Below are 19,058 nucleotides of genomic sequence, written 5' to 3' on the forward strand. Positions count from 1 at the left end.
CGCGTACGGGCCGTGCGCCGGGTCGGCGGCGGGGGTCAGATGCCGGGGCGTGACCGCATGGGGTGGTCCGGCGGCACCTCGACGACGCAGATCCGCACGCCGTCCGGATCGCGGATCCACATCTCGACCAGTCCCCAGGGCTCGCGCACCGGCGGCCGCAGCACTTCGACCCCTCGCTCCGCCAGCTCCTCGTGCGCCGCCTCCGCGTCCGCGACCTGGAGCCACAGCATCAGCCCCGGCGCGGGCGGCTGCTCCGCGCGCCCCGCGACCTCGAGGTGGCCGCCGCCCAGGAAGTACACGGTGCCGCGCTCCGGCCCGGTCCCGAACTCGCGGCAGACGGCCAGCCCCAGCGCCTCCCCGTAGAAGGCCCGCGAGCGCTCCGGATCGGTCGGCCGCAGCAGCACCCTGCTGCTCAGTACGTGCACCATGCGCGGCACCCTACGACAGCGCCCCCGGGCCGACGGGTGCCCGCGGGGGCGGGCCTGTCGTACCCCTGATTTAGGATCCGACGTCATGGACGCCACGCAGCACGACCACGTCACGGACACCAGACAGAACGACGCGGGGCTGACCTTCCGCGCCGCGGCCGAGGACGACGTTCCCGCGCTCGTGGCGCTCATCGAGTCGGCGTACCGCGGCGACGCCAGCCGTACGGGCTGGACCACCGAGGCGGACCTGCTGGAGGGCCAGCGCACGGACCCAGAGGGGGTCGCCGCGGTGATCGGCAACCCGGACAGCATCCTGCTCGCGGTGCACAAGGCCGGCGAGCTGGTCGCCTGCTGCCAGCTCGAGAAGCGGGACGGGCACGCGTACTTCGGGATGTTCGCCGTGAGCCCCGCGCAGCAGGGCGCCGGGCTGGGCAAGGCGATACTCGCCGAGGCGGAGCGCACCGCCGTCGCCGACTGGGGCGCCACCGCGATGCACATGACGGTCATCACCCAGCGCGCGGACCTGATCGCCTGGTACGAGCGGCGGGGCTATGTCCGTACGGGCGAGCTGATCCCCTTCCCGTACGGCGACGAGCGGTTCGGTCTGCCGCAGCGCCCCGACCTCGCCTTCGAGCTGCTGGTCAAGCAGCTCGGCTGACGGCCCGGAAAATCTCCGGGCGGTCCGTGACCACACCGTCGAGGCCCAGCTCGCGGACGCGTGCCAGATCCTCATCGGTGTTCACGGTCCAGCTGATGACCTTGATGCCGTGCGCGTGGCAGCGCTCCACCGTGTCCGCGTCGAGCCAGCGCAGCTCCAGCGAGACCATGCCCGCGCCCAGTTCGCGCGCCCGCTCGGGCGCGGTCGGCGAGCTGCGCCCGGCGACCAGCACGACGGGCATGTCGGGCAGCTGCTCGCGGATCTCGCGCAGCGCGTCGTCGTGGAACGAGATCACGGTGACCCGGTCGTGCAGGCCGAGCTCGGTGATCGCGGCGGCCAGCACGCGGGCCGCCGCCCGGTCCTTGATCTCGGCCTGGACCGGCGCCCGTACGGCCCGTATGACCTCCTCGAAGACGGGGATCCGCTCGCCCTCGCCGGCGTCCAGCTCGCGCAGTTCGGCGAGGGTGAAGTCGCCGATGGGGCCGGTGCCGTCCGTCGTGCGGGCCACGTCCGCGTCGTGCATCACCACCAGCGCGCCGTCCTTGCTGAGGTGCAGGTCCAGCTCGATGACGTCGAGGCCCTCGCGGTCGGCCCGTACGAAGGAGCGCAGGGTGTTCTCGGGCTCCACGCCCATCAGCCCGCGGTGTCCGACGGTGAGCAGTGGCACGGCGCGCTCTCGCTTTCGTCCGGTGGCTCGAGTGGCGCACGCACCGGGGGTCCCGGCGTACGGCGCGTACGGCCGGTCAGCCTAGCGGCCCGGGGTGCCGGGGTGGACCGGGAGGAGAACGTCCGGCGGAAGGGCCGGTGAACAGCAGGATTTCCTGGGCTCCACTTTGCACCAGATACTTTTCCCGTTACCGTGCTTGTACGCGAGTTTCTCCCGTGGAGGCGTGGTCATGACGGAAATTCTTTCGCCAGTTGGTGCGGACAGTGCTGCCGCGGCCACGGAGCGGGTGGTGGACCACCCCGCCTGGCCGGTGCTCAAGGACGCGGTGGAGGCGATACGCCCGGCGCAGTCCAAGGACGGCTCCATCGACTTCGACGCCGAGGACGCGCCCTCGCGCGCCACCGTCGAGGCGCACCTGGAGCGCGTGGTGACCGCCGTGCAGGAGCTCACGCCGCTGCTGCCGCACGACGAGGCGTATCTCCGCGCGCTCATCGGCGACCTGCGCCGGTGGGCCGCCGACGGCTTCGGTGTCCCCGACTTCCTGGACTCCCTGCTCGCCTTCCAGCCGGCGCGGAACCGCGCGGACGGCCTGCAGCACCTCGTGGTGTTCGCGATGTACACCCAGAACGGCAACCCGGACCGCAACCTGGAAGCCGTCGTGCTGCGCATGGTGTGGCCGGACTGGCTCGCCGAGCTGGAGCGCACCCGTTACGACAACCCCATGTTCTGCGGCATCACCTTCGAAGACTTCACTTCCGGCTACGACACCAACTCCGCCGTCCTCTTCCCCGAGACGATCGCGGTGCGCGAGGCGCCCGAGCGGTTCTCCTGGGGCGGCATCTTCTGCGACCGCGAGGCCGCCCGCTTCCGCCGCGTCGTCGACGCCGCCTGCCGGGTCACCAGCCTCGAACTCCCCGAGGACGCGCACGGCCTGCTCGCCGACCAGCAGCGGTGCCAGGAGGCGTTCGTGCTCTGGGACATGGTCCACGACCGCACGCACAGCCACGGCGACCTGCCGTTCGACCCGTTCATGATCAAGCAGCGCCAGCCGTTCTGGATGTACGGGCTCGAGGAGCTGCGCTGCGACCTGACGGCGTTCCACGAGGCCGTGAAGCTGGAGGCGGACGGCGTGCCGCAGGGCCGCGACGTGCAGTACGCGATGCTGCTCGACCGCCTCTTCCGGTTCCCCGTCACGGGTGCCCGCAGCCGTAACTACGACGGCCTCGGCGGCCAGTTGCTCTTCGCCTACCTGCACAAGAACGACGCCCTGCGCTGGACCGACAACAAGCTCACCGTCGACTGGGCGCGCGCCCGCGAGGTGACCGTACGGCTGCGCGAGGAGATCGAGACCCTCTACCGCGAGGGCATCGACCGTCCGAAGATCGTGCACTGGTTCAAGGCGTACGACCTCGTCTCGGCCTATCTCGCCCCGCACCCCGGCTCCACCTGGGCCAAGGGCCCCGACGCCCTGGATCTGAGCCTGCCGCCGCGCAAGCTCGTGGACGACGTGCTCCCGGACGAGTTTCCGCTCAGCATGTTCTATGAGGCACTCGCGAAGAAGCTGCGTGGTGTGATCACATCGACCAAGGGCATCACGGCGGACTCCGCCGCCCTCGCGGCCGCGTGAGCGCGGGCCGCGAGAGCCGGCGACAGAGCACGGAACCCGCCCGGGACAGGAAGGCAGCGGTCATGACGAGCACACAGGGCACGGACGGCAACGGCGGCAGGCTGGAGGGCTCCGTCGTCGCCGTCGCCGGAGCGGCCGGGCCGGCCGGGCAGGCCGCTCTGCTGCGCCTCGCCGAGGCCGGTGCCACGGTCGTCGGGGCCGACGCCGACGCCGAGCGCCTCGCCGAGGCGGTCGACGCGGCGCGGTTCGCGCACGGCGGCGCGACCGTCATCGGCGACACCGTCGACCTGCTCGACCTGGGCGCGACCCGGGAGTGGGCCGCGCGGACCGAGAAGGAGTTCGGCCGCGTCGACGGGCTGATCCACCTGGTGGGCGGCTGGCGCGGCTCGGCGGCGTTCGCGGAGACCGACCTCGCCGACTGGGACGTGCTGCACGACCTGCTCGTACGCACCGTGCAGCACACCTCGCTCGCCTTCGAGGGCGGCCTGCGCCGCAGCGCCAACGGCCGCTTCCTGCTGGTCAGCGCCGCCGGCGCGAGCAAGCCCACCGCCGGCAACGCCGCGTACGCCGCGTCCAAGGCCGCCGCCGAAGCCTGGACGCTGGCCCTGGGCGACGCCTTCCGCAAGGCGGGCCGCGACGGCCCTCCGCCCGCGGCCGCGGCGATCCTGGTGGTCAAGGCGCTGGTGAACGATCAGATGCGGGCCGAGCGTCCGCAGGCGAAGTTCGCGGGCTTCACGGACGTCAAGGACCTGGCCGATGCGATCATCAGGACGTGGAGCAAGCCGACCGAGGAAGTGAACGGACACCGCCTGTGGCTCACACCCCAGCCGTAGAGACCGACGCCAAGCGACGCCACGACCCCGGGGTGCGCGGCTTCGCCAGCGACAACTACGCCGGCGCGCACCCCGAGGTGCTGGCCGCGCTCGCGCTCGCCAACGGCGGCCACCAGACCGCGTACGGCGGTGACGAGTACACGGAGCACCTCCAGCAGGTGATGCGGAGCCACTTCGGCCCGTACGCCCGCACCTTCCCGGTCTTCAACGGCACCGGTGCCAACGTGGTCGCGCTCCAGGCGCTCACCGACCGCTGGGGCGCGGTCATCACCGCCGACACCGCGCACGTGCACGTCGACGAGTGCGGCGCGCCCGAGCGGGTCGGCGGGCTCAAGCTGCTCACCGTGCCCACCGAGGACGGCAAGCTCACGCCCGACCTGATCGACCGGGAGGCGTACGGCTGGGACGACGAGCACCGCGCCATGCCGCAGGTCGTCTCGATCGCCCAGAACACCGAACTGGGCACCGTCTACACCCCCGACGAGATCCGGGCGATCTGCGAGCACGCCCACGAGCGGGGCATGAAGGTGCATCTCGACGGCGCCCGCATCGCGAACGCGGCGGCGGCGCTGGACGTGCCGATGCGCGCGTTCACGCACGCCGCGGGCGTCGACATCCTGTCGTTCGGCGGGACCAAGAACGGGATGCTGTTCGGCGAGGCCGTGGTCGTCCTCAACCCGGACGCGGGCCGGGCGATGGCGCACCTGCGCAAGCTGTCGATGCAGCTGGCCTCCAAGATGCGCTTCATATCGGTGCAGCTCGAAGCGCTGCTCGCGCGCGACCTGTGGCTGCGCAACGCGCGGCACGCGAACACCATGGCGCAGCGGCTCGCGGCCGGCGTACGCGCGGTCGACGGCGTCGAGATACTCCACCCCGTACAGGCCAACGCCGTCTTCGCACGGCTGCCGCACGACGTGAGCGAGCGGCTGCAGAAGCGCTACCGCTTCTACTTCTGGGACGAGGCCGTCGGGGACGTGCGCTGGATGTGCGCGTTCGACACGACGGAGGACGACGTGGACGGCTTCGTGGCCGCTCTGCGGGAGGAGATGGCCAGGACGCCCTGACCGCGCGGCGTCGTCCGCGGGGCCCGGCGTCCTGGCGCCCGCCGCCTGCATGAATATGCGAAGAGTCGTAAAGCCATTGATAGGCGTCCGCCGCGCTCGTACGCTCCGGCTATGCGCCTGACCCCCGAGACAGCCGACGAGGCGGCCTATCTCGCCGCGGACGACATCATCGACCACGACCATCCGCTCGTACGCGAGACGGCGGCCGGGCTCCGTGCCGCCGTCCCGGACGGGGGCCGGTACGCGTACGCGCGAGCGGCGTTCGAGTACGTACGGGACGCCATCGCGCACTCCAACGACACCGGCGACCTGCGCGTGACCTGCCGCGCCTCCGAGGTGCTGCGCGAACGCACGGGCATCTGCCACGCCAAGGCGCACGCACTGGCCGCGCTGCTGCGGGCCGAGGGCATCCCGGCCGGGCTCTGCTACCAGAGGCTCGGCGTCGTCCACGGCCTCGTGGCCGTCAGGCTGCCCGGACACGGCTGGGTGCGGCAGGACCCGCGCGGCAACAAGCCCGGCGTCGACGCGCAGTTCCGCCTGGACCGCGAGCAGCTCGCGTACGTGCCGGACCACCGCGTCGGCGACTACGACCACGCCACGCTCTACGCCGCGCCGCCCGGACCTGTGCTGCGCGCCCTCCGCGACGCGGCGGACCGGCCGCACCTGGACACCCTGCTGCCCGTCAGAGCGTGACGGGCAGGGGGCCGGGCGGCGGGCCGTCAGGGCGCGGGCCGGCGCGGTGCGTACGGCCCGCTCGGAGCGGGTGCACAAGGCCCCGCTCAGAGCGCCTTCGCCTGCGCCGGGGTGGGCGCGGTGCCGCCGAGGTGCGCCGGCAGCCACCAGCTGTCCTCCGGGCCCTTCGGGCTGGCCGGATACGCGCGCTGTGCGACCTCCAGCAGCTCCTGCACCCGCTCGCGCACCCGCTCGGTGACGCCCACCGCCAGCTCGCCGGGGTCCGGGTGCATGGCCTCGCCGACGTGGATGCCGATCGGCAGGTGGTTGCGGCCGAAGTCCCGCTTGTGGCCCTTCGTCCACAGCCGCTGCGTGCCCCACAGGGCCATCGGCAGCAGCGGCACGCCGGCCTCCTGTGCCAGCCGCGCGGCGCCCGACTTGAAGTTCTTGAGGGTGAACGACTGGGAGATCGTCGCCTCGGGGAAGACGCCGATGATCTCGCCGTTGCGCAGGGCCTTCAGCGCGTGCCGGTACGCGTGCTCGCCCTGCGCGCGGTCCACCGGGATGTGCTTCATGGCGCGCATCAGCGGGCCCGACACCTTGTGCTTGAACACCGACTCCTTGGCCATGAACCGCACCAGCCGCTTGGCCGGGCGGGCGGCCAGGCCGGTGAAGATGAAGTCGAGATAGCCGATGTGGTTGCTGACCAGCACGGCGCCGCCGCGGCGGGGCACGTTCTCCGTGCCCTGCATGTCGAAGCGGAGGTCGAGCGCCTTGAAGAAGGTGCGGGCGACGCCGATGACGGGGGGATAGACGAGCTCTGCCATGCGGGGACCCTTCTGGCCGCTGGGCGGGGACTCCCGGCGGGCACTGGTCGGATGGGGAACCTACGGAGTCGTAACTTCCGGGCCTCGCAGATCGTGCCCGAAAGCCGCGGGAAGAACCACAGCACGGGACGCGGGGAGCCGGGAGATTCTCGTCACGTGCATGCTGGAGGGATGACCGAACGACTGCCGGCCGCCGCGCTCGGCGCCGAACGGCTGGGTGAACGCGCGACGCTGGTCCAGTTCTCCAGCGCCTTCTGCCAGCCCTGCCGCGCCACCCGGCGCATTCTCCGGGAGGTCAGCGGAATGGTCGACGGCGTCGAGCACATCGAGATCGACGCCGAGGGGCGGCTGGAGCTGGTGCGACGGCTCGGGATCGAGCGGACCCCGACCGTCCTCGTACTGGACGCGGACGGGCGGATCGTACGGCGCGCGGCCGGGCAGCCGCGCCGGGCGGACGTGATCGCGGCACTGGGGCACGCGGTCGCGTGAGCGCGGAGGCGGAGGCGGAGGCGGGGTGCGGGCGCGTGGGCACGGGGCGCGCCCGCGCGTGATCCTCCTCGCATCCGGCGGGCGCGCGCCGCGCGGCGCGTATCGTTGGCAAGGTCACAGCTCGACGGCCTTGATAACAGAGGTCATCTCGGGTGGACTGCCGAGTGTACTGACGAGTAATAAGCTGAACGAGCAGTGTGAAGACCGGTCTTACCGGCCGGGAAGCGTTAGAGACGATGCAGTAGGAGAGCCGGCGTGAGCCTGAGGATCGTTGTCTGTGTGAAGTACGTGCCCGACGCCACCGGCGACCGGCGGTTCGCCGAGGACCTGACCACCGACCGCGAATCGGTGGACGGGCTGCTCTCCGAGCTCGACGAATACGCGGTCGAGCAGGCGCTGCAGATCTCGGACGAGGCGGACGACGCGGAGGTGACGGTGCTGACCGTCGGCCCCGAGGACGCCAACGACGCGCTGCGCAAGGCGCTTTCGATGGGTGCCGACAAGGCCGTGCACGTCGAGGACGACGACCTGCACGGCACCGACGCGCTCGGCACCTCGCTGGTGCTGGCCAAGGCGATCGAGAAGACCGGGTACGACCTGGTGATCTGCGGCATGGCGTCGACGGACGGCACGATGGGCGTGCTCCCGGCCATGCTCGCCGAGCGCCTCGCGGTGCCGCAGGTGACGCTGCTGTCCGAGGTGTCCGTGGACGGCGGCAAGGTGACCGGGCGCCGGGACGGCGACACCGCGACCGAGCAGCTGGAGGCCGCGCTGCCGGCCGTGGTCTCGGTGACCGACCAGTCCGGCGAGGCGCGTTACCCGTCGTTCAAGGGGATCATGGCGGCGAAGAAGAAGCCGGTGGAGTCCCTGGACCTGGACGACCTGGACATCGACGGCGACGACGTCGGCCTCGAGGGCGCGTGGACGGCGGTCGACGACGCCGCCGAGCGCCCCGCCCGTACGGCCGGCACCGTGGTCAAGGACGAGGGCGAGGGCGGCAAGCAGCTCGCCACGTATCTCGCGGAGCAGAAGTTCATCTGACGCCCTCCCGCGTGCCGTAGGGCCGCACGGCCCCGCACGCCCGCCCGTTCACGCCCCGCATCACTCCGCAGGAGAACATCCCATGGCTGAAGTCCTTGTCTACGTCGACCACGTGGACGGCGCCGTCCGCAAGCCCACGCTCGAGCTGCTGACCCTGGCCCGCCGCCTCGGCGACCCCGTCGCCGTGCACCTGGGCCCGGGCGCCGAAGACGCCGCGAAGGTGCTCGGCGAGCACGGCGCGGTGAAGGTGCTGGCGGCGGACGCCGCCGAGTTCGCCGACTACCTCGTCGCGCCCAAGGTGGACGCGCTGCAGGCGGCGTACGACGCCGTCTCGCCCGCCGCCGTCCTGGTGCCCTCCTCCGCGGAGGGCAAGGAGGTCGCGGCCCGGCTGGCGGTCCGTATCGGCTCCGGCATCATCACCGACGCCGTCGACCTGGCGGCAGGCGACGAGGGCCCGGTCGCGACCCAGTCGGTGTTCGCCGCCGGGTACACGACGAAGTCCCGCGTCACCAAGGGCACCCCGGTCATCACCGTGAAGCCCAACTCCGCGTCCCCGGAGCCCGCTCCGGCCGCGGGCGCCGTCGAGCAGCTGGCCGTCTCGTTCGGCGAGCAGGCCACCGGCACCAAGGTCACCTCGCGCACCCCGCGCGAGTCCACGGGCCGCCCGGAGCTGACCGAGGCCGCGATCGTGGTCTCCGGCGGCCGGGGTGTGAACGGCGCCGAGAACTTCCACGTGATCGAGGCCCTGGCGGACTCGCTCGGCGCGGCCGTCGGCGCCTCCCGCGCCGCCGTGGACGCGGGCTGGTACCCGCACTCCAACCAGGTCGGCCAGACCGGCAAGTCCGTCTCGCCGCAGCTCTACATCGCCGCCGGCATCTCCGGCGCGATCCAGCACCGCGCGGGCATGCAGACCTCGAAGACCATCGTCGCCGTCAACAAGGACGCCGAGGCCCCGATCTTCGACCTGGTCGACTACGGCATCGTCGGCGACCTCTTCCAGGTCGTGCCGCAGCTGACCGAGGAGGTCAAGACCCGCAAGGGCTGACCGGTCCCCCGGTCGAAAACGTCCGGACACGAGGCCCCCGCAGCGCCCGCGGGGGCCTCGCGCGCGTACGGCGCCCTGTTGACGCGGCGGGCGGCCGGGATTAGCGTCCCGCGCAGAAGTTCAACGTTTTGTTGATTTCTCGTCCGCGGAGAGGGAGCACAGCAGATGTCGCACGGCGAGCCCGTCCCGACCACGTTCGCAGCGTCCGTACGGGAGGACGTCGCCGCCTCGCTCGCGGACGTCGACGCCGACCTGGCCCGCCGCTACCCCGGCGACCCCGGCACCCGCCAGCCCGTCCACACCGTCTACGTGCCGGCCGACGAGATCACCGCGGACACCGTACGGAACTGGGGCGAGCAGGCCCTCGCCCTCCTCGACGAGCACGCCCCGGACGCCGCCTCGCTCGCCGCCGTCCTCGGGCTGCCGGACGACATCGCGGGCCCGGTGTACGAGCGGGTGCGCGCGAAGCTCGTACGCGAACCCGTCGAGGACCTCCGCATCGACTTCGAGGACGGCTACGGCCCCCGCCCGGACGCCGAGGAGGACTCCGCGGCCGTACGCGCCGCCGGGCTGGTGTCCGCCGCGCTCGCGCCGGGCGCACGCGGGCCCGTGCCCGCCTGGATGGGCATCCGCATGAAGTGCCTGGAGGCGCCCGTACGGGACCGCGGCATCCGCACCCTGGACATCTTCCTGACCGCGCTGGCGGAGGCGGGCGGCCTCCCCGACGGGCTGGTGCTCACGCTGCCCAAGGTGAGCTACGCCGAGCAGGTACGCGCGATGGTGCGGCTCTGCGCGGAGTTCGAGCGGGCGCACGGACTGCCGGACGGGCGGCTCCGCTTCGAGCTCCAGATCGAGACCACCCAGTCGATCCTCGGCGCCGACGGCCGGGCCACCGTCGCCCGCATGATCGACGCCGCCGACGGCCGCGCCTCCTCCCTGCACTACGGCACCTTCGACTACAGCGCCGCCTGCGGCGTCAGCGCCGCCCACCAGGCGATGGACCACCCGGCCGCCGACCACGCCAAGGCCGTGATGCAGGCCGCCGCCGCGGGCACCGGCGTACGCCTCTCCGACGGCTCCACCAACGTCGTCCCCGCCGGCGCGGCCGACCGCGTGCACGAGGCGTGGCGGCTGCACCACCGGCTCGTACGGCGCTCGCTGGCCCGCGCCTACTACCAGGGCTGGGACATGCACCCCGGCCACCTGCCCACCCGGTACGCCGCCGGCTACGCCTTCTACCGCGAGGGCCTCGACGACGCGGCGGCACGGCTCGCGGCGTATGTCACCCGTGCGGGTGGAGATGTCATGGACGAGCCCGCCACCGCCCGCGCCCTCAGCGGCTACCTGCTGCGCGGCCTCGACTGCGGCGCCCTGGACAGCGACGAGGTCGCTCGCCGTACGGGCCTGACCCGCGCCGATCTCGACCGTCTCGCGGGGCGCCCGGACAGCGCCGCGTAGCCGCCCGGGGCCCCTCGCGGGCGGCACGGCCGCCACGCGGGCACCCCTTAGGCTGTCGTCCGGAAGGACGCACGACTGGGGGGACCGGACCTGTGGATGTACCGGGAGAGCACTCGGCGCACGGCGCGGGCAGACTGCTCGCCGGCCGCTACCGGGTGCTCGAACAGCTCGGCCGCGGCGGCATGGGCGTGGTGTGCCGCGCCATGGACGAGGTGCTCGGGCGCGAGGTCGCGGTCAAGGAGCTGCGCGCCTTCTCGGACGCGGCGCCCTCCGAACTCGCCGACCTGCGGCTCCGGATGCAGCGCGAGGCGCGGGCCGCCGCACGGGTGCGCCACCCCGGCGTGATCGCGGTGCACGACATCGCCGAGCACGAGGGCCGGCCCGTCATCGTCATGGAGCTGGTGCACGGCCCCTCGCTCGACGACGTGCTCCGCGACCAGGGGACCCTGCCGCCGCAGCGGGTCGCGGACATCGGGGCCAAGGTGCTGGACGCGCTCGCCGCCGCACACCGCGCCGGAGTGCTGCACCGCGACGTCAAGCCCGGCAACATCCTGCTGGAGCAGGGCGGCCGGGTCGTCCTCACCGACTTCGGCATCGCCGCCGTCGAGGACCCGGGCGACGGTTCCGCCACCCGGATCACCGGCAGCGGCGATCTCGTCGGCTCCCTGGACTACCTGGCGCCCGAACGCGCACGGGGCGAGCAGCCGGGCCCCGGCTCGGACGTCTGGTCGCTCGGCGCGACGCTGTACGCCGCGCTGGAAGGGGCGTCGCCGTTCCGCCGCACGTCTACCTGGTCGACCCTCACCGCGATCGTTGTGGAACCCCTTCCGGAACCGCGCAACGCCGGTCCGCTCGGGCCCGTGCTGGCCGAGCTGATGGACAAGGACCCCGCCCGGCGCGCCGACGCGGAGCGTGCGGCGGCCCTGCTCACCGCGGCCGCCGAGGGCGCGGCGCCGCCGACCGCCGACACGGTGCGGCTGGGCCGCGGCGCGGGGGATGGGGGCACACCGCCCGGCGCGGCCGGCGGGCAGCCGACGCCGCCCGCCGGCGGACACGGCGCCGGACCCGTGCAGGCCGAGGGTGGCTTCGGACCGCCGCCCGCCGACGTACCGGGCTCCGCGCCCGCGCCGGGCCCCGCGCCCGTGCCGGGCCCCGGCTCGGAGCCGGGCCCGGACACCGGACGGCAGACCGTACGGACCGGCCCCGCGGCCTCCCGGCGCGGCCGGCGGCGCGCGGCCGTGGCGGCCTCGGTCGCCGCGGTGCTGATCGCCGGGGCCGGGGTGACCTACGCCGTCGTCGGCGGTGACAGCGGCGGCGCGTCCTCGGCCGCGCCCTCGGAAAGCCGGGACAGCACGGACCCCGGCACCGAGTCCCGCGCGGACGGCGGCCAGGGCACCGGGGACGAGCCGGACGACTCCCGCTCGTCGCCCGAGGGTTCGGCCGGCGAGCGCACCAAGGAGGCCGGAACGGCGGGCGGTTCGTCCGATGGCGGCAAGGGCGGCAAGGGCGGCGACGACCGGGGCGAAGACGCCGGGCCGGCCCCGGGCGGAGACGGAAGCGGAGGCTCAAGCGGAGGCGGCGGTACGGGCGGTGGCGGGCAGGACCCGAAGCCGGCCTGCCACGCCATCGGCGGCGGCAAGTTCAACTGCCGTGTCTGGCGGACCGCGACGTCCTACAACAAGGACCACCGGGCCGTCGGCCGGCTCAACGCGGGCACGAACTACTTCTTCTGCCAGAAGCGGCTGCCGTACCGCGAGACCTCCGGCGAGTGGACGAACGTCTGGTGGGCCAGGACCGACGACGACAGCGGCAACACCGGCGTGTACGTCAGCGTCGTGTACGTCAGGGGCGGCGACAACGACCGCCCCGTGCCCGGCCTGCCCACCTGCCGCAGGGTCGCCCGCTGAACGCCTCCCGGTCCGCGCTCAGCCCTGCGCCCAGTCCCGCATCGCGTCCTTGCTCTCGAAGTCGGCCACGTTCTTGTCCAGCGGCGTGTCCGTGTACTGGTGGATGCGCCACTTCGCCTGGATCCGCGGCTTGCCCGCCGAGACGTAGTCGGCGATCCACAGGCCGTCGCCCGCGTACGAGGTGGTGTCGACGTTGAGCCAGAAGTCCCGGTTGCAGTAAAGCATCACGCGGTGGGACGGCCGCAGTCGCTTCACCTCGCGAATGAACTCGTCCTTCTGCGCGTTGCTCGGGTACGTCCCCTCGCTGTTGCGCTCCCAGTCCGCGGCCAGCACGTCGCCGCGCTTCTCGCCGGCCTTGGACACGAAGTACTCGGCCTGCGCCTTGATGTTCCCGGGCCACAGGAAGTGGTAGAAGCCGACGACGCATTCGGCCTCGCGGGCCTTGGCGACCTGAGCGGACATCCGCGGATTGACGTACGACCGGCCCTCGGTGGCCTTCACGAACACGAACGACAGGCCCTTGGTGTCGAAGTCCGACTGGTACGAGCTCACGTCTATGCCGTGCAGCATGCGGCGCCTCCAAGAAGTGGGGGGAGTTGGTGACGTCATTGTTCCCGGTGACCGTGTGCTTACGCAGAGAGTTCGGCCGCTTCGGAGAGTGTTCACACTTCCGGGGGAAGTTCGCCGGAGCCACGGGCGATCAGCCGTGTGGGCAGGGCGAGTTGGCGCGGCGGATCGTCCACGCCCTCCAGCCGCCGGAACAGCAGCTCGGCCGCGCTGCGGCCGAGTTGGGCGGGGTCCTGGGCGACGACGGTGACCGGGGGCGAGAGCAGGTCGGCCAGTTCGAAGTCGTCGAAGCCGACCAGCGCGACCCCGCGCGTCTGCGCGGCCAGCACCCGTACCACCGTCACGGTCACGCGGTTGTTGCCCGCGAACAGCGCCGTGACGGGCTCCGGTCCGGACAGCAGGCGTACGGTCTCGGCGCGTACGCGCTCGGGGTTCGTCGGGCCGAGCGAGACCCAGGAGCCGTCCACCGGGAGGCCCGCCTCGGCCATCGCCGTACGGTAGCCGCGCAGCCGCTCGGCGGCGGTCTGGATCTGCGGCTGGTCGCCGACGAAGCCGATGCGCCGGTGACCGTGCGCGATCAGATGTGCGGTGCCCTCGCGCGCGCCCTCGAAGCTGTCGGAGAGCACCACGTCGGCGTCGATGAGGCCCGGCGCCCGGTCGACGAACGAGATGGCGACCCCGGCCTCGATCTCCGGCGTCAGATAGCGGTGGTCGTCGCCCGCCGGGATGATGATGAGCCCGTCCACCCGGCGCGCGCACAGGGCCAGCACCAGCTCGCGTTCGCGGTCCGGGTCTTCGGCGCTGGAGCCGTTGATCAGCAGGGCGCCGTGCGCCCGCGCGACCTCCTCGACGGCGCGGCTGAGCGGGGCGTAGAAGGGGTCGGCGAGGTCCTCGAGCACGAGTCCGATGCTGGCAGTGCGGCCTTTGCGGAGCGTACGGGCGCTGTCGTTGCGCCGGAAGCCGAGCGCCGTGATTGCCTCGCGCACGCGGTGCTCGGTGTCGGCGGAGACGCCCTCCTCTCCGTTGACCACCCGCGAGACGGTCTTGAGGCCCACGCCCGCGCGGGCGGCGACGTCCTTCATGGTGGGACGGTTGCCGTAACGGGGCGCCGAGGCGCGGGCAGTGGATCGTACGGTGTCGGCCACGGGGTCCTGTCCTTGTCGTCGTACGCGGCGGGACACTCATCATGGTCCACTCAGGACCCGGAGCAGCACCGTCTGGGGAAATCCGGGCTGGACAACGTTGTCAGAAAAAGTGACACTTGCTGCGGCCCGCGCCCGACCGGGAGTGGGAACGGCCCTCTCCAGGAGATACGGACGCCGATGCAGACCGACCTCGTCGCCGCACTCGACATCGGCGGTACCAAGATCGCGGGTGCGCTCGTGGACGGCGCCGGCGCGTTGATCACCGGCGCCCGCCGGCCCACGCCCCAGCAGGCGGACGGCGGGCGCGTGATGGCCGCCGTACGCGAGGTGCTCACCGAACTGTCCGCGGCGCCGGACTGGTCCCGGGTGCGCGCGGTGGGCATCGGCAGCGCCGGACCGGTGGACGCGCAGGCCGGCACCGTCAGCCCGGTGAACATCCCCGGCTGGCGCGACCACCCGCTGGTCGACGGCGTACGCGAGCACACCGGCTCCCTGCCCGTGACCCTCGTCGGGGACGGCGTGGCGATGGCCGCCGCCGAGCACTGGCAGGGCGCCGCCCAGGGGCGTACGGCCGCGCTGTGCATGGTCGTCTCGACGGGCGTCGGCGGCGGACTGGTGCTCGGCGGACAGGTGTACGCCGGGCCCACCGGCAACTCGGGCCACATCGGCCACATCAGCGTCGACCTCGACGGCGACCCCTGCCCGTGCGGCGCCCGCGGCTGCGTCGAACGCATCGCCAGCGGACCGAACATCGCCCGCCGCGCCCTGGACGGCGGCTGGCGCCCCGGCCCCGGCGGCGACACGAGCGCCGCCGCGGTGGCCGCGGCCGCGCGGGCCGGCGACCCGGTCGCCGCCGCCTCCTTCGAGCGGGCCGCGCGTGCGCTCGCCGCCGGGATCGCCGCGACGGCGGCGCTGGTCGAGATCGAGATCGCGGTGATCGGCGGGGGAGTGGCACGGGCGGGCGAGGTGCTGTTCGCGCCGCTGCGGCGGGCGCTGGGCGAGTTCGCCACGCTCTCGTACGTGCAAGGGCTCCGGGTGGTGCCCGCCCAGACGGGTACCGACGCCGGGCTGGTCGGGGCGGCCGCCGCCTGCCGGGACCTGCTGGAGGCGGAGCCCGCGCCGTAGCCCCGTGCGTACGGGTACAGGTACGAGCACGAGTACGGCCGCGGCGCGACGGGCCGGCGCGCGGGAGCCGCCACCCGCCGGTGCGGCGCGCGGTACGCGAGTGCGCGCGGCGGCGTACGGGCCGGTGCCGGGCACCGTACGCCGCCGTGGCGGAACCTCCGATTCCAGGATGTGCGGCGCCTCTCACCCGAGGGCTGCGCTACTGGCGTGCGGTGCCCTGGCCGTATGGTGTGACCCGGTACCGCACGGACGAGCGAGGGGAACGCACCAGTCGTGGCATCGGGGGACAGCGCTGACCAGGGACCCGGCGCGGAGCTGGACGGGCGGCTGCTCGGCGGGCGTTACCGGGTGACCGGCCGGATCGGCCGCGGCGGCATGGGCGTTGTCTGCCGCGCGGTCGACGAGGTGCTCGGCCGCGAGGTCGCGGTCAAGGTCCTGCGGGCGTACACCGACGCCGCCGCCTCCGAACTGGCCGACATGCGGGCCCGTATGCAGCGCGAGGCGCGCGCGGCGGCCCGTATCCGTAACCCCCGTGTCATCACCGTGCACGATGTCCTCGAGGAGGGCGGCCGGCCGGTCATCGTGATGGAGCTGATCGACGGCCCTTCGCTGGACGGCGCCATGACCGACGACGGCGCCATGGAGCCCGGGGCCGTCGCGGCCATCGGCGCCGAGGTGGCCGACGCGCTCGACGCGGCGCACGCCGCGGGCGTGCTGCACCGGGACGTCAAGCCCGGCAACGTACTGCTGGACCGCAGCGGCCGCGTCGTCCTCACCGACTTCGGCATCGCGAGCATCGAGGCACCCGACGACGGTGCCGACAGCCGGCTGACCCGCAGCGGCGAACTCGTCGGCTCCCTCGACTACATGCCGCCGGAACGCGCGCAGGGCGCCGAGCCGGACAAGGCGGCGGACATCTGGGCGCTGGGCATGACGCTGTACGCGGCTGTGGAGGGCTCGGCACCTTTCCGGCGCACCTCGGTGTGGTCCACGCTGAGCGCGATCATCTCGGAGCCGCTGCCGGAGCCGCAGCGGGCGGGCCCGCTGGAGCCCGTCCTGCGCGAACTGCTGTCCAAGGAGCCGGAGCAGCGGCCCACGGCGGCGCGGGCACGCGACCTGCTCCGCGCCGTGGCCGCGGGCTCCCCGGAGGCCGCCGGCGCGGCCGCGGCCGTACCCGCCGCCTCCGCCGCGGCCCCGCCCGCCGGCGGCTCCGCGGCCCCCGGGGGCGAGAGCTCCGGCGCCGTCGTACTGGGCAGCGCCGGCCAGGGGCAGACGCCGCCGGGCCGCACGGGCAGACGCCGGAAGGCGGTGCCCGCGGCCGTGGTCGCCGCGGTGGTCGTGATCGCGGGCGGCGCGGCGTACGCGGTGCTCGGCAACGACGGCGGGGACCCGGAGGCCGGAGGCGACCGCACGCCCACCGCGAGTGCCACCCGCGACGGCGCGGAGCACGGCGGCGAGGCCGCCCCGGAGCGGACCCGGAAGGCCAAACCGTCCCCGGAGGAGACACCGAGCGCCACCCGCGGCGGCGGCGCCGCGGGCGCCCCCGACAACGGCACGGACGACGGAGGCACCGGCGGCGCGGACAGCGGCGGCTCGTCGGGCTCCGACGGCGGTGCGGACGGCGGCGCCTCGTCGGTGACCGGCGGCGGTACGGGCGGCAGCGACAGCGGCGGCACAGGCGGGGACAGCGGCGGCGGCGACCCGCCCGGCGACCCGTGCGTGCCCGCGGGCACGGGAGCGTACAGCTGCACCGTGCTGCACGCCGCACCCCTGCACACCCGCGCCGGCGCCCAGGCGGGGACCATCGGGGCCGGGCCGCACCGCTTCGCGTGCCAGGCGAACTTCGGGAAGCGGGAGACCGCGGGCGGGCGCACCAGCAGCTGGGTGGCGAAGGTGGCGGGGGGTGCGAGCGGCGACCCCGCGAAGTACGTGAACCTGATCCACCTCGAGGGCAGCGTGAACGACGCGCCCATGCCCGACATGGCCACCTGCCGGGAGCGCTGAACCCCCGCCCCGCGCTTGGGCGTTACTGCGGGGGCCTGTTGGAAGATGTTGGGCTACTGGGCCTCAGCGGGATAACAGTTGATCGGTGTTGTGCCGGAACCCTTGACGGACGTCGGTACCTGGAGTGGTATCGCTCGCGCTCGCGTTCGGTTCTGTTCGGTTCAACCCGAAGGGTAAAGCCATGGCGCAGTCAACCTTCAGCGACAGATCCCGCTCCCCCCGTCCCCCGCTGCCCTCCCGGCGCGCGCTGCTGCGCGGTACGGCCGCCGGCGCCGGGGCCATCACCCTTCCCGCGCTCCTCAGCGCCTGCTCGCAGCCGGGGGACGGCCCCGTGTCGGTCGGCTCCAACGCCTCCGACAAGGCGCCCAAGAAGGCGTACGAGGAGGTCTTCGGCGCCTTCAAGAAGACCTCCGACAAGGACGTCGAGGTCAACACCGTCGACCACAACTCCTTCCAGGAGAACATCAACCGCTATCTCAAGGGCAGTCCGGACGACGTCTTCATGTGGTTCGCGGGATACCGCATGCAATTCTTTGCCAAGCAGGGTCTGCTGACCGAGATCAGCGACCTGTGGAAGGGGTTCAACGGCTTCTCGGAGGCGCTCCGGAAGCAGTCCTCGGGCGAGGACGGCAAGCAGTACTTCGTGCCGTACTACTACTACCCGTGGGCCGTGTTCCACCGGAAGAGCGTCTTCGACAAGTACGGCTACGAGCAGCCCAGGACGTTCGACGAATTCCGCGCCCTGGCCGCGAAGATGGAGAAGGACGGCCTCATCCCGCTCGCCTTCGGCGACAAGGACGGCTGGCCCGCCATGGGCACCTTCGACTACCTCAACATGCGCGCCAACGGATACGACTTCCACCTCTCGCTGATGCGCGGCCGGGAATCGTGGACGGACAAGCGCGTACGGCAGGTCTTCGACCTGTGGCGCGGCCTGATGCCGTACCACCAGAAGGGCGCCAACGGCCGCACCTGGCAGGAGGCCGCGCAGACGCTCGTCGCGAAGAAGTCGGGCATGACGGTGCTCGGACTCCAGCAACCCGGTCAGCAGTTCCCCGCCGAGGACCAGGACGATCTGGACTTCTTCCCGTTCCCGGAGATCGACCCGGCGATCGGCACGGACGCCGTGGAAGCGCCCATCGACGGATTCCTGATGGCGAAGAAGGTGCGGAACGAGGACGGCGCCAGGGAACTCCTCAAGTACCTCGCCACCCCGAAGGCCGAGGAGGCGTACACCTCCTCCGACCCGACGTGCGTCGCCGTCCACAAAAACGCGGACACCAGCGGCTACTCCGCCCTCCAGAAGAAGTCCGCCGAACTCATCTCGAGCGCCAAGCAGATATCCCAGTTCATGGACCGGGACACCCGGCCCGACTTCGCCTCCACGGTGATGATCCAGGCCATCCAGCGCTTCATCAACGAACCCGACGACATCGACGGGCTCGTGAAGGACATCGAGACCCAGAAGAAGGACATCTTCGACGCCTAGGAGTCACGCGCC

General features: G+C 72.9%; 18 protein-coding genes. 13 read left to right on the plus strand and 5 right to left on the minus strand.

Features of this window, described 5'->3' with window-relative positions:
• Nucleotides 1-35: 35 nt before the first annotated feature.
• The gene (locus DVA86_RS04305) at nt 36-428 is read right to left on the minus strand and encodes a VOC family protein (protein WP_208875924.1); all 393 of its coding nucleotides are present in this window, start codon (nt 426-428) and stop codon (nt 36-38) included.
• Nucleotides 429-513: 85 nt separating this feature from the next.
• On the opposite strand from DVA86_RS04305, the gene DVA86_RS04310 reads away from it, so the two are divergent.
• The gene (locus DVA86_RS04310) at nt 514-1,086 is read left to right on the plus strand and encodes a GNAT family N-acetyltransferase (protein WP_208875930.1); all 573 of its coding nucleotides are present in this window, start codon (nt 514-516) and stop codon (nt 1,084-1,086) included.
• Here DVA86_RS04310 and DVA86_RS04315 read toward each other — a convergent pair.
• A complete protein-coding gene (locus tag DVA86_RS04315) occupies nt 1,070-1,753 on the minus strand; it encodes a glycerophosphodiester phosphodiesterase (RefSeq protein WP_208875932.1) in 684 nt (227 codons plus the stop codon). The genes DVA86_RS04310 and DVA86_RS04315 overlap by 17 nt on opposite strands.
• A gap of 229 nt (nt 1,754-1,982) precedes the next feature.
• On the opposite strand from DVA86_RS04315, the gene DVA86_RS04320 reads away from it, so the two are divergent.
• From DVA86_RS04320 to DVA86_RS04335, 4 genes are all read left to right on the plus strand, one after another.
• Nucleotides 1,983-3,380: a DUF6421 family protein gene (locus DVA86_RS04320; protein WP_208875933.1), complete on the plus strand. Its 1,398-nt coding sequence runs from the start codon at nt 1,983-1,985 to the stop codon at nt 3,378-3,380.
• Nucleotides 3,381-3,442: 62 nt separating this feature from the next.
• Nucleotides 3,443-4,213, plus strand: a complete 771-nt coding sequence (locus DVA86_RS04325; RefSeq protein WP_208875935.1) for an SDR family NAD(P)-dependent oxidoreductase — start codon at nt 3,443-3,445, stop codon at nt 4,211-4,213.
• Complete coding sequence (locus tag DVA86_RS04330) at nt 4,192-5,277, plus strand: threonine aldolase family protein (protein WP_208875937.1); 1,086 nt, start codon at nt 4,192-4,194, stop codon at nt 5,275-5,277. Before DVA86_RS04325 ends, DVA86_RS04330 begins: the two co-directional genes overlap by 22 nt.
• Before the next feature lie 111 nt (nt 5,278-5,388).
• Complete coding sequence (locus DVA86_RS04335) at nt 5,389-5,970, plus strand: transglutaminase domain-containing protein (protein WP_208875942.1); 582 nt, start codon at nt 5,389-5,391, stop codon at nt 5,968-5,970.
• Nucleotides 5,971-6,056: 86 nt separating this feature from the next.
• Here DVA86_RS04335 and DVA86_RS04340 read toward each other — a convergent pair whose 3' ends face one another.
• Entirely contained in the window at nt 6,057-6,776 is a 720-nt protein-coding gene (locus tag DVA86_RS04340; protein WP_208875943.1) for a lysophospholipid acyltransferase family protein, read from the minus strand.
• A 171-nt stretch (nt 6,777-6,947) separates the two neighbouring features.
• On the opposite strand from DVA86_RS04340, the gene DVA86_RS04345 reads away from it, so the two are divergent.
• The 5 genes from DVA86_RS04345 (at nt 6,948) to DVA86_RS04365 (ending at nt 12,716) form a co-directional block, all read left to right on the plus strand.
• Nucleotides 6,948-7,265, plus strand: a complete 318-nt coding sequence (locus DVA86_RS04345; protein ID WP_208875945.1) for a TlpA family protein disulfide reductase — start codon at nt 6,948-6,950, stop codon at nt 7,263-7,265.
• A 255-nt stretch (nt 7,266-7,520) separates the two neighbouring features.
• Complete coding sequence (locus DVA86_RS04350; RefSeq protein ID WP_208875946.1) at nt 7,521-8,306, plus strand: electron transfer flavoprotein subunit beta/FixA family protein; 786 nt, start codon at nt 7,521-7,523, stop codon at nt 8,304-8,306.
• Between the two features lie 82 nt (nt 8,307-8,388).
• A complete protein-coding gene (locus DVA86_RS04355; protein WP_208875950.1) occupies nt 8,389-9,351 on the plus strand; it encodes an electron transfer flavoprotein subunit alpha/FixB family protein in 963 nt (320 codons plus the stop codon).
• 165 nt (nt 9,352-9,516) lie between these two features.
• On the plus strand, nt 9,517-10,809 hold the full coding sequence (locus tag DVA86_RS04360; RefSeq protein ID WP_208875951.1) for a DUF6986 family protein: 1,293 nt from the start codon (nt 9,517-9,519) through the stop codon (nt 10,807-10,809).
• A gap of 92 nt (nt 10,810-10,901) precedes the next feature.
• Complete coding sequence (locus DVA86_RS04365; RefSeq protein WP_245996340.1) at nt 10,902-12,716, plus strand: serine/threonine-protein kinase; 1,815 nt, start codon at nt 10,902-10,904, stop codon at nt 12,714-12,716.
• A gap of 18 nt (nt 12,717-12,734) precedes the next feature.
• Here the strand turns inward: DVA86_RS04365 and DVA86_RS04370 are convergent, their stop codons facing one another.
• Together DVA86_RS04370 and DVA86_RS04375 are read right to left on the minus strand one after the other, a co-directional pair.
• Complete coding sequence (locus DVA86_RS04370; RefSeq protein WP_208875952.1) at nt 12,735-13,286, minus strand: glycoside hydrolase family 25 protein; 552 nt, start codon at nt 13,284-13,286, stop codon at nt 12,735-12,737.
• Between the two features lie 92 nt (nt 13,287-13,378).
• Complete coding sequence (locus DVA86_RS04375; RefSeq protein ID WP_208875953.1) at nt 13,379-14,365, minus strand: LacI family DNA-binding transcriptional regulator; 987 nt, start codon at nt 14,363-14,365, stop codon at nt 13,379-13,381.
• A 240-nt stretch (nt 14,366-14,605) separates the two neighbouring features.
• Between DVA86_RS04375 and DVA86_RS04380 the strand changes: the two genes are divergently transcribed.
• The 3 genes from DVA86_RS04380 to DVA86_RS04390 all read left to right on the plus strand — a co-directional run bounded on the left by DVA86_RS04380 (nt 14,606) and on the right by DVA86_RS04390 (nt 19,046).
• Nucleotides 14,606-15,553, plus strand: a complete 948-nt coding sequence (locus DVA86_RS04380; protein WP_208875954.1) for an ROK family protein — start codon at nt 14,606-14,608, stop codon at nt 15,551-15,553.
• Nucleotides 15,554-15,826: 273 nt separating this feature from the next.
• The gene (locus DVA86_RS04385; protein ID WP_208875955.1) at nt 15,827-17,557 is read left to right on the plus strand and encodes a serine/threonine-protein kinase; all 1,731 of its coding nucleotides are present in this window, start codon (nt 15,827-15,829) and stop codon (nt 17,555-17,557) included.
• A 181-nt stretch (nt 17,558-17,738) separates the two neighbouring features.
• A complete protein-coding gene (locus tag DVA86_RS04390; RefSeq protein WP_208875956.1) occupies nt 17,739-19,046 on the plus strand; it encodes an ABC transporter substrate-binding protein in 1,308 nt (435 codons plus the stop codon).
• The last annotated feature ends 12 nt before the right edge of the window (nt 19,047-19,058 follow it).

It is taken from the genome of Streptomyces armeniacus, from assembly GCF_003355155.1.
GTDB lineage: Bacteria > Actinomycetota > Actinomycetes > Streptomycetales > Streptomycetaceae > Streptomyces > Streptomyces armeniacus.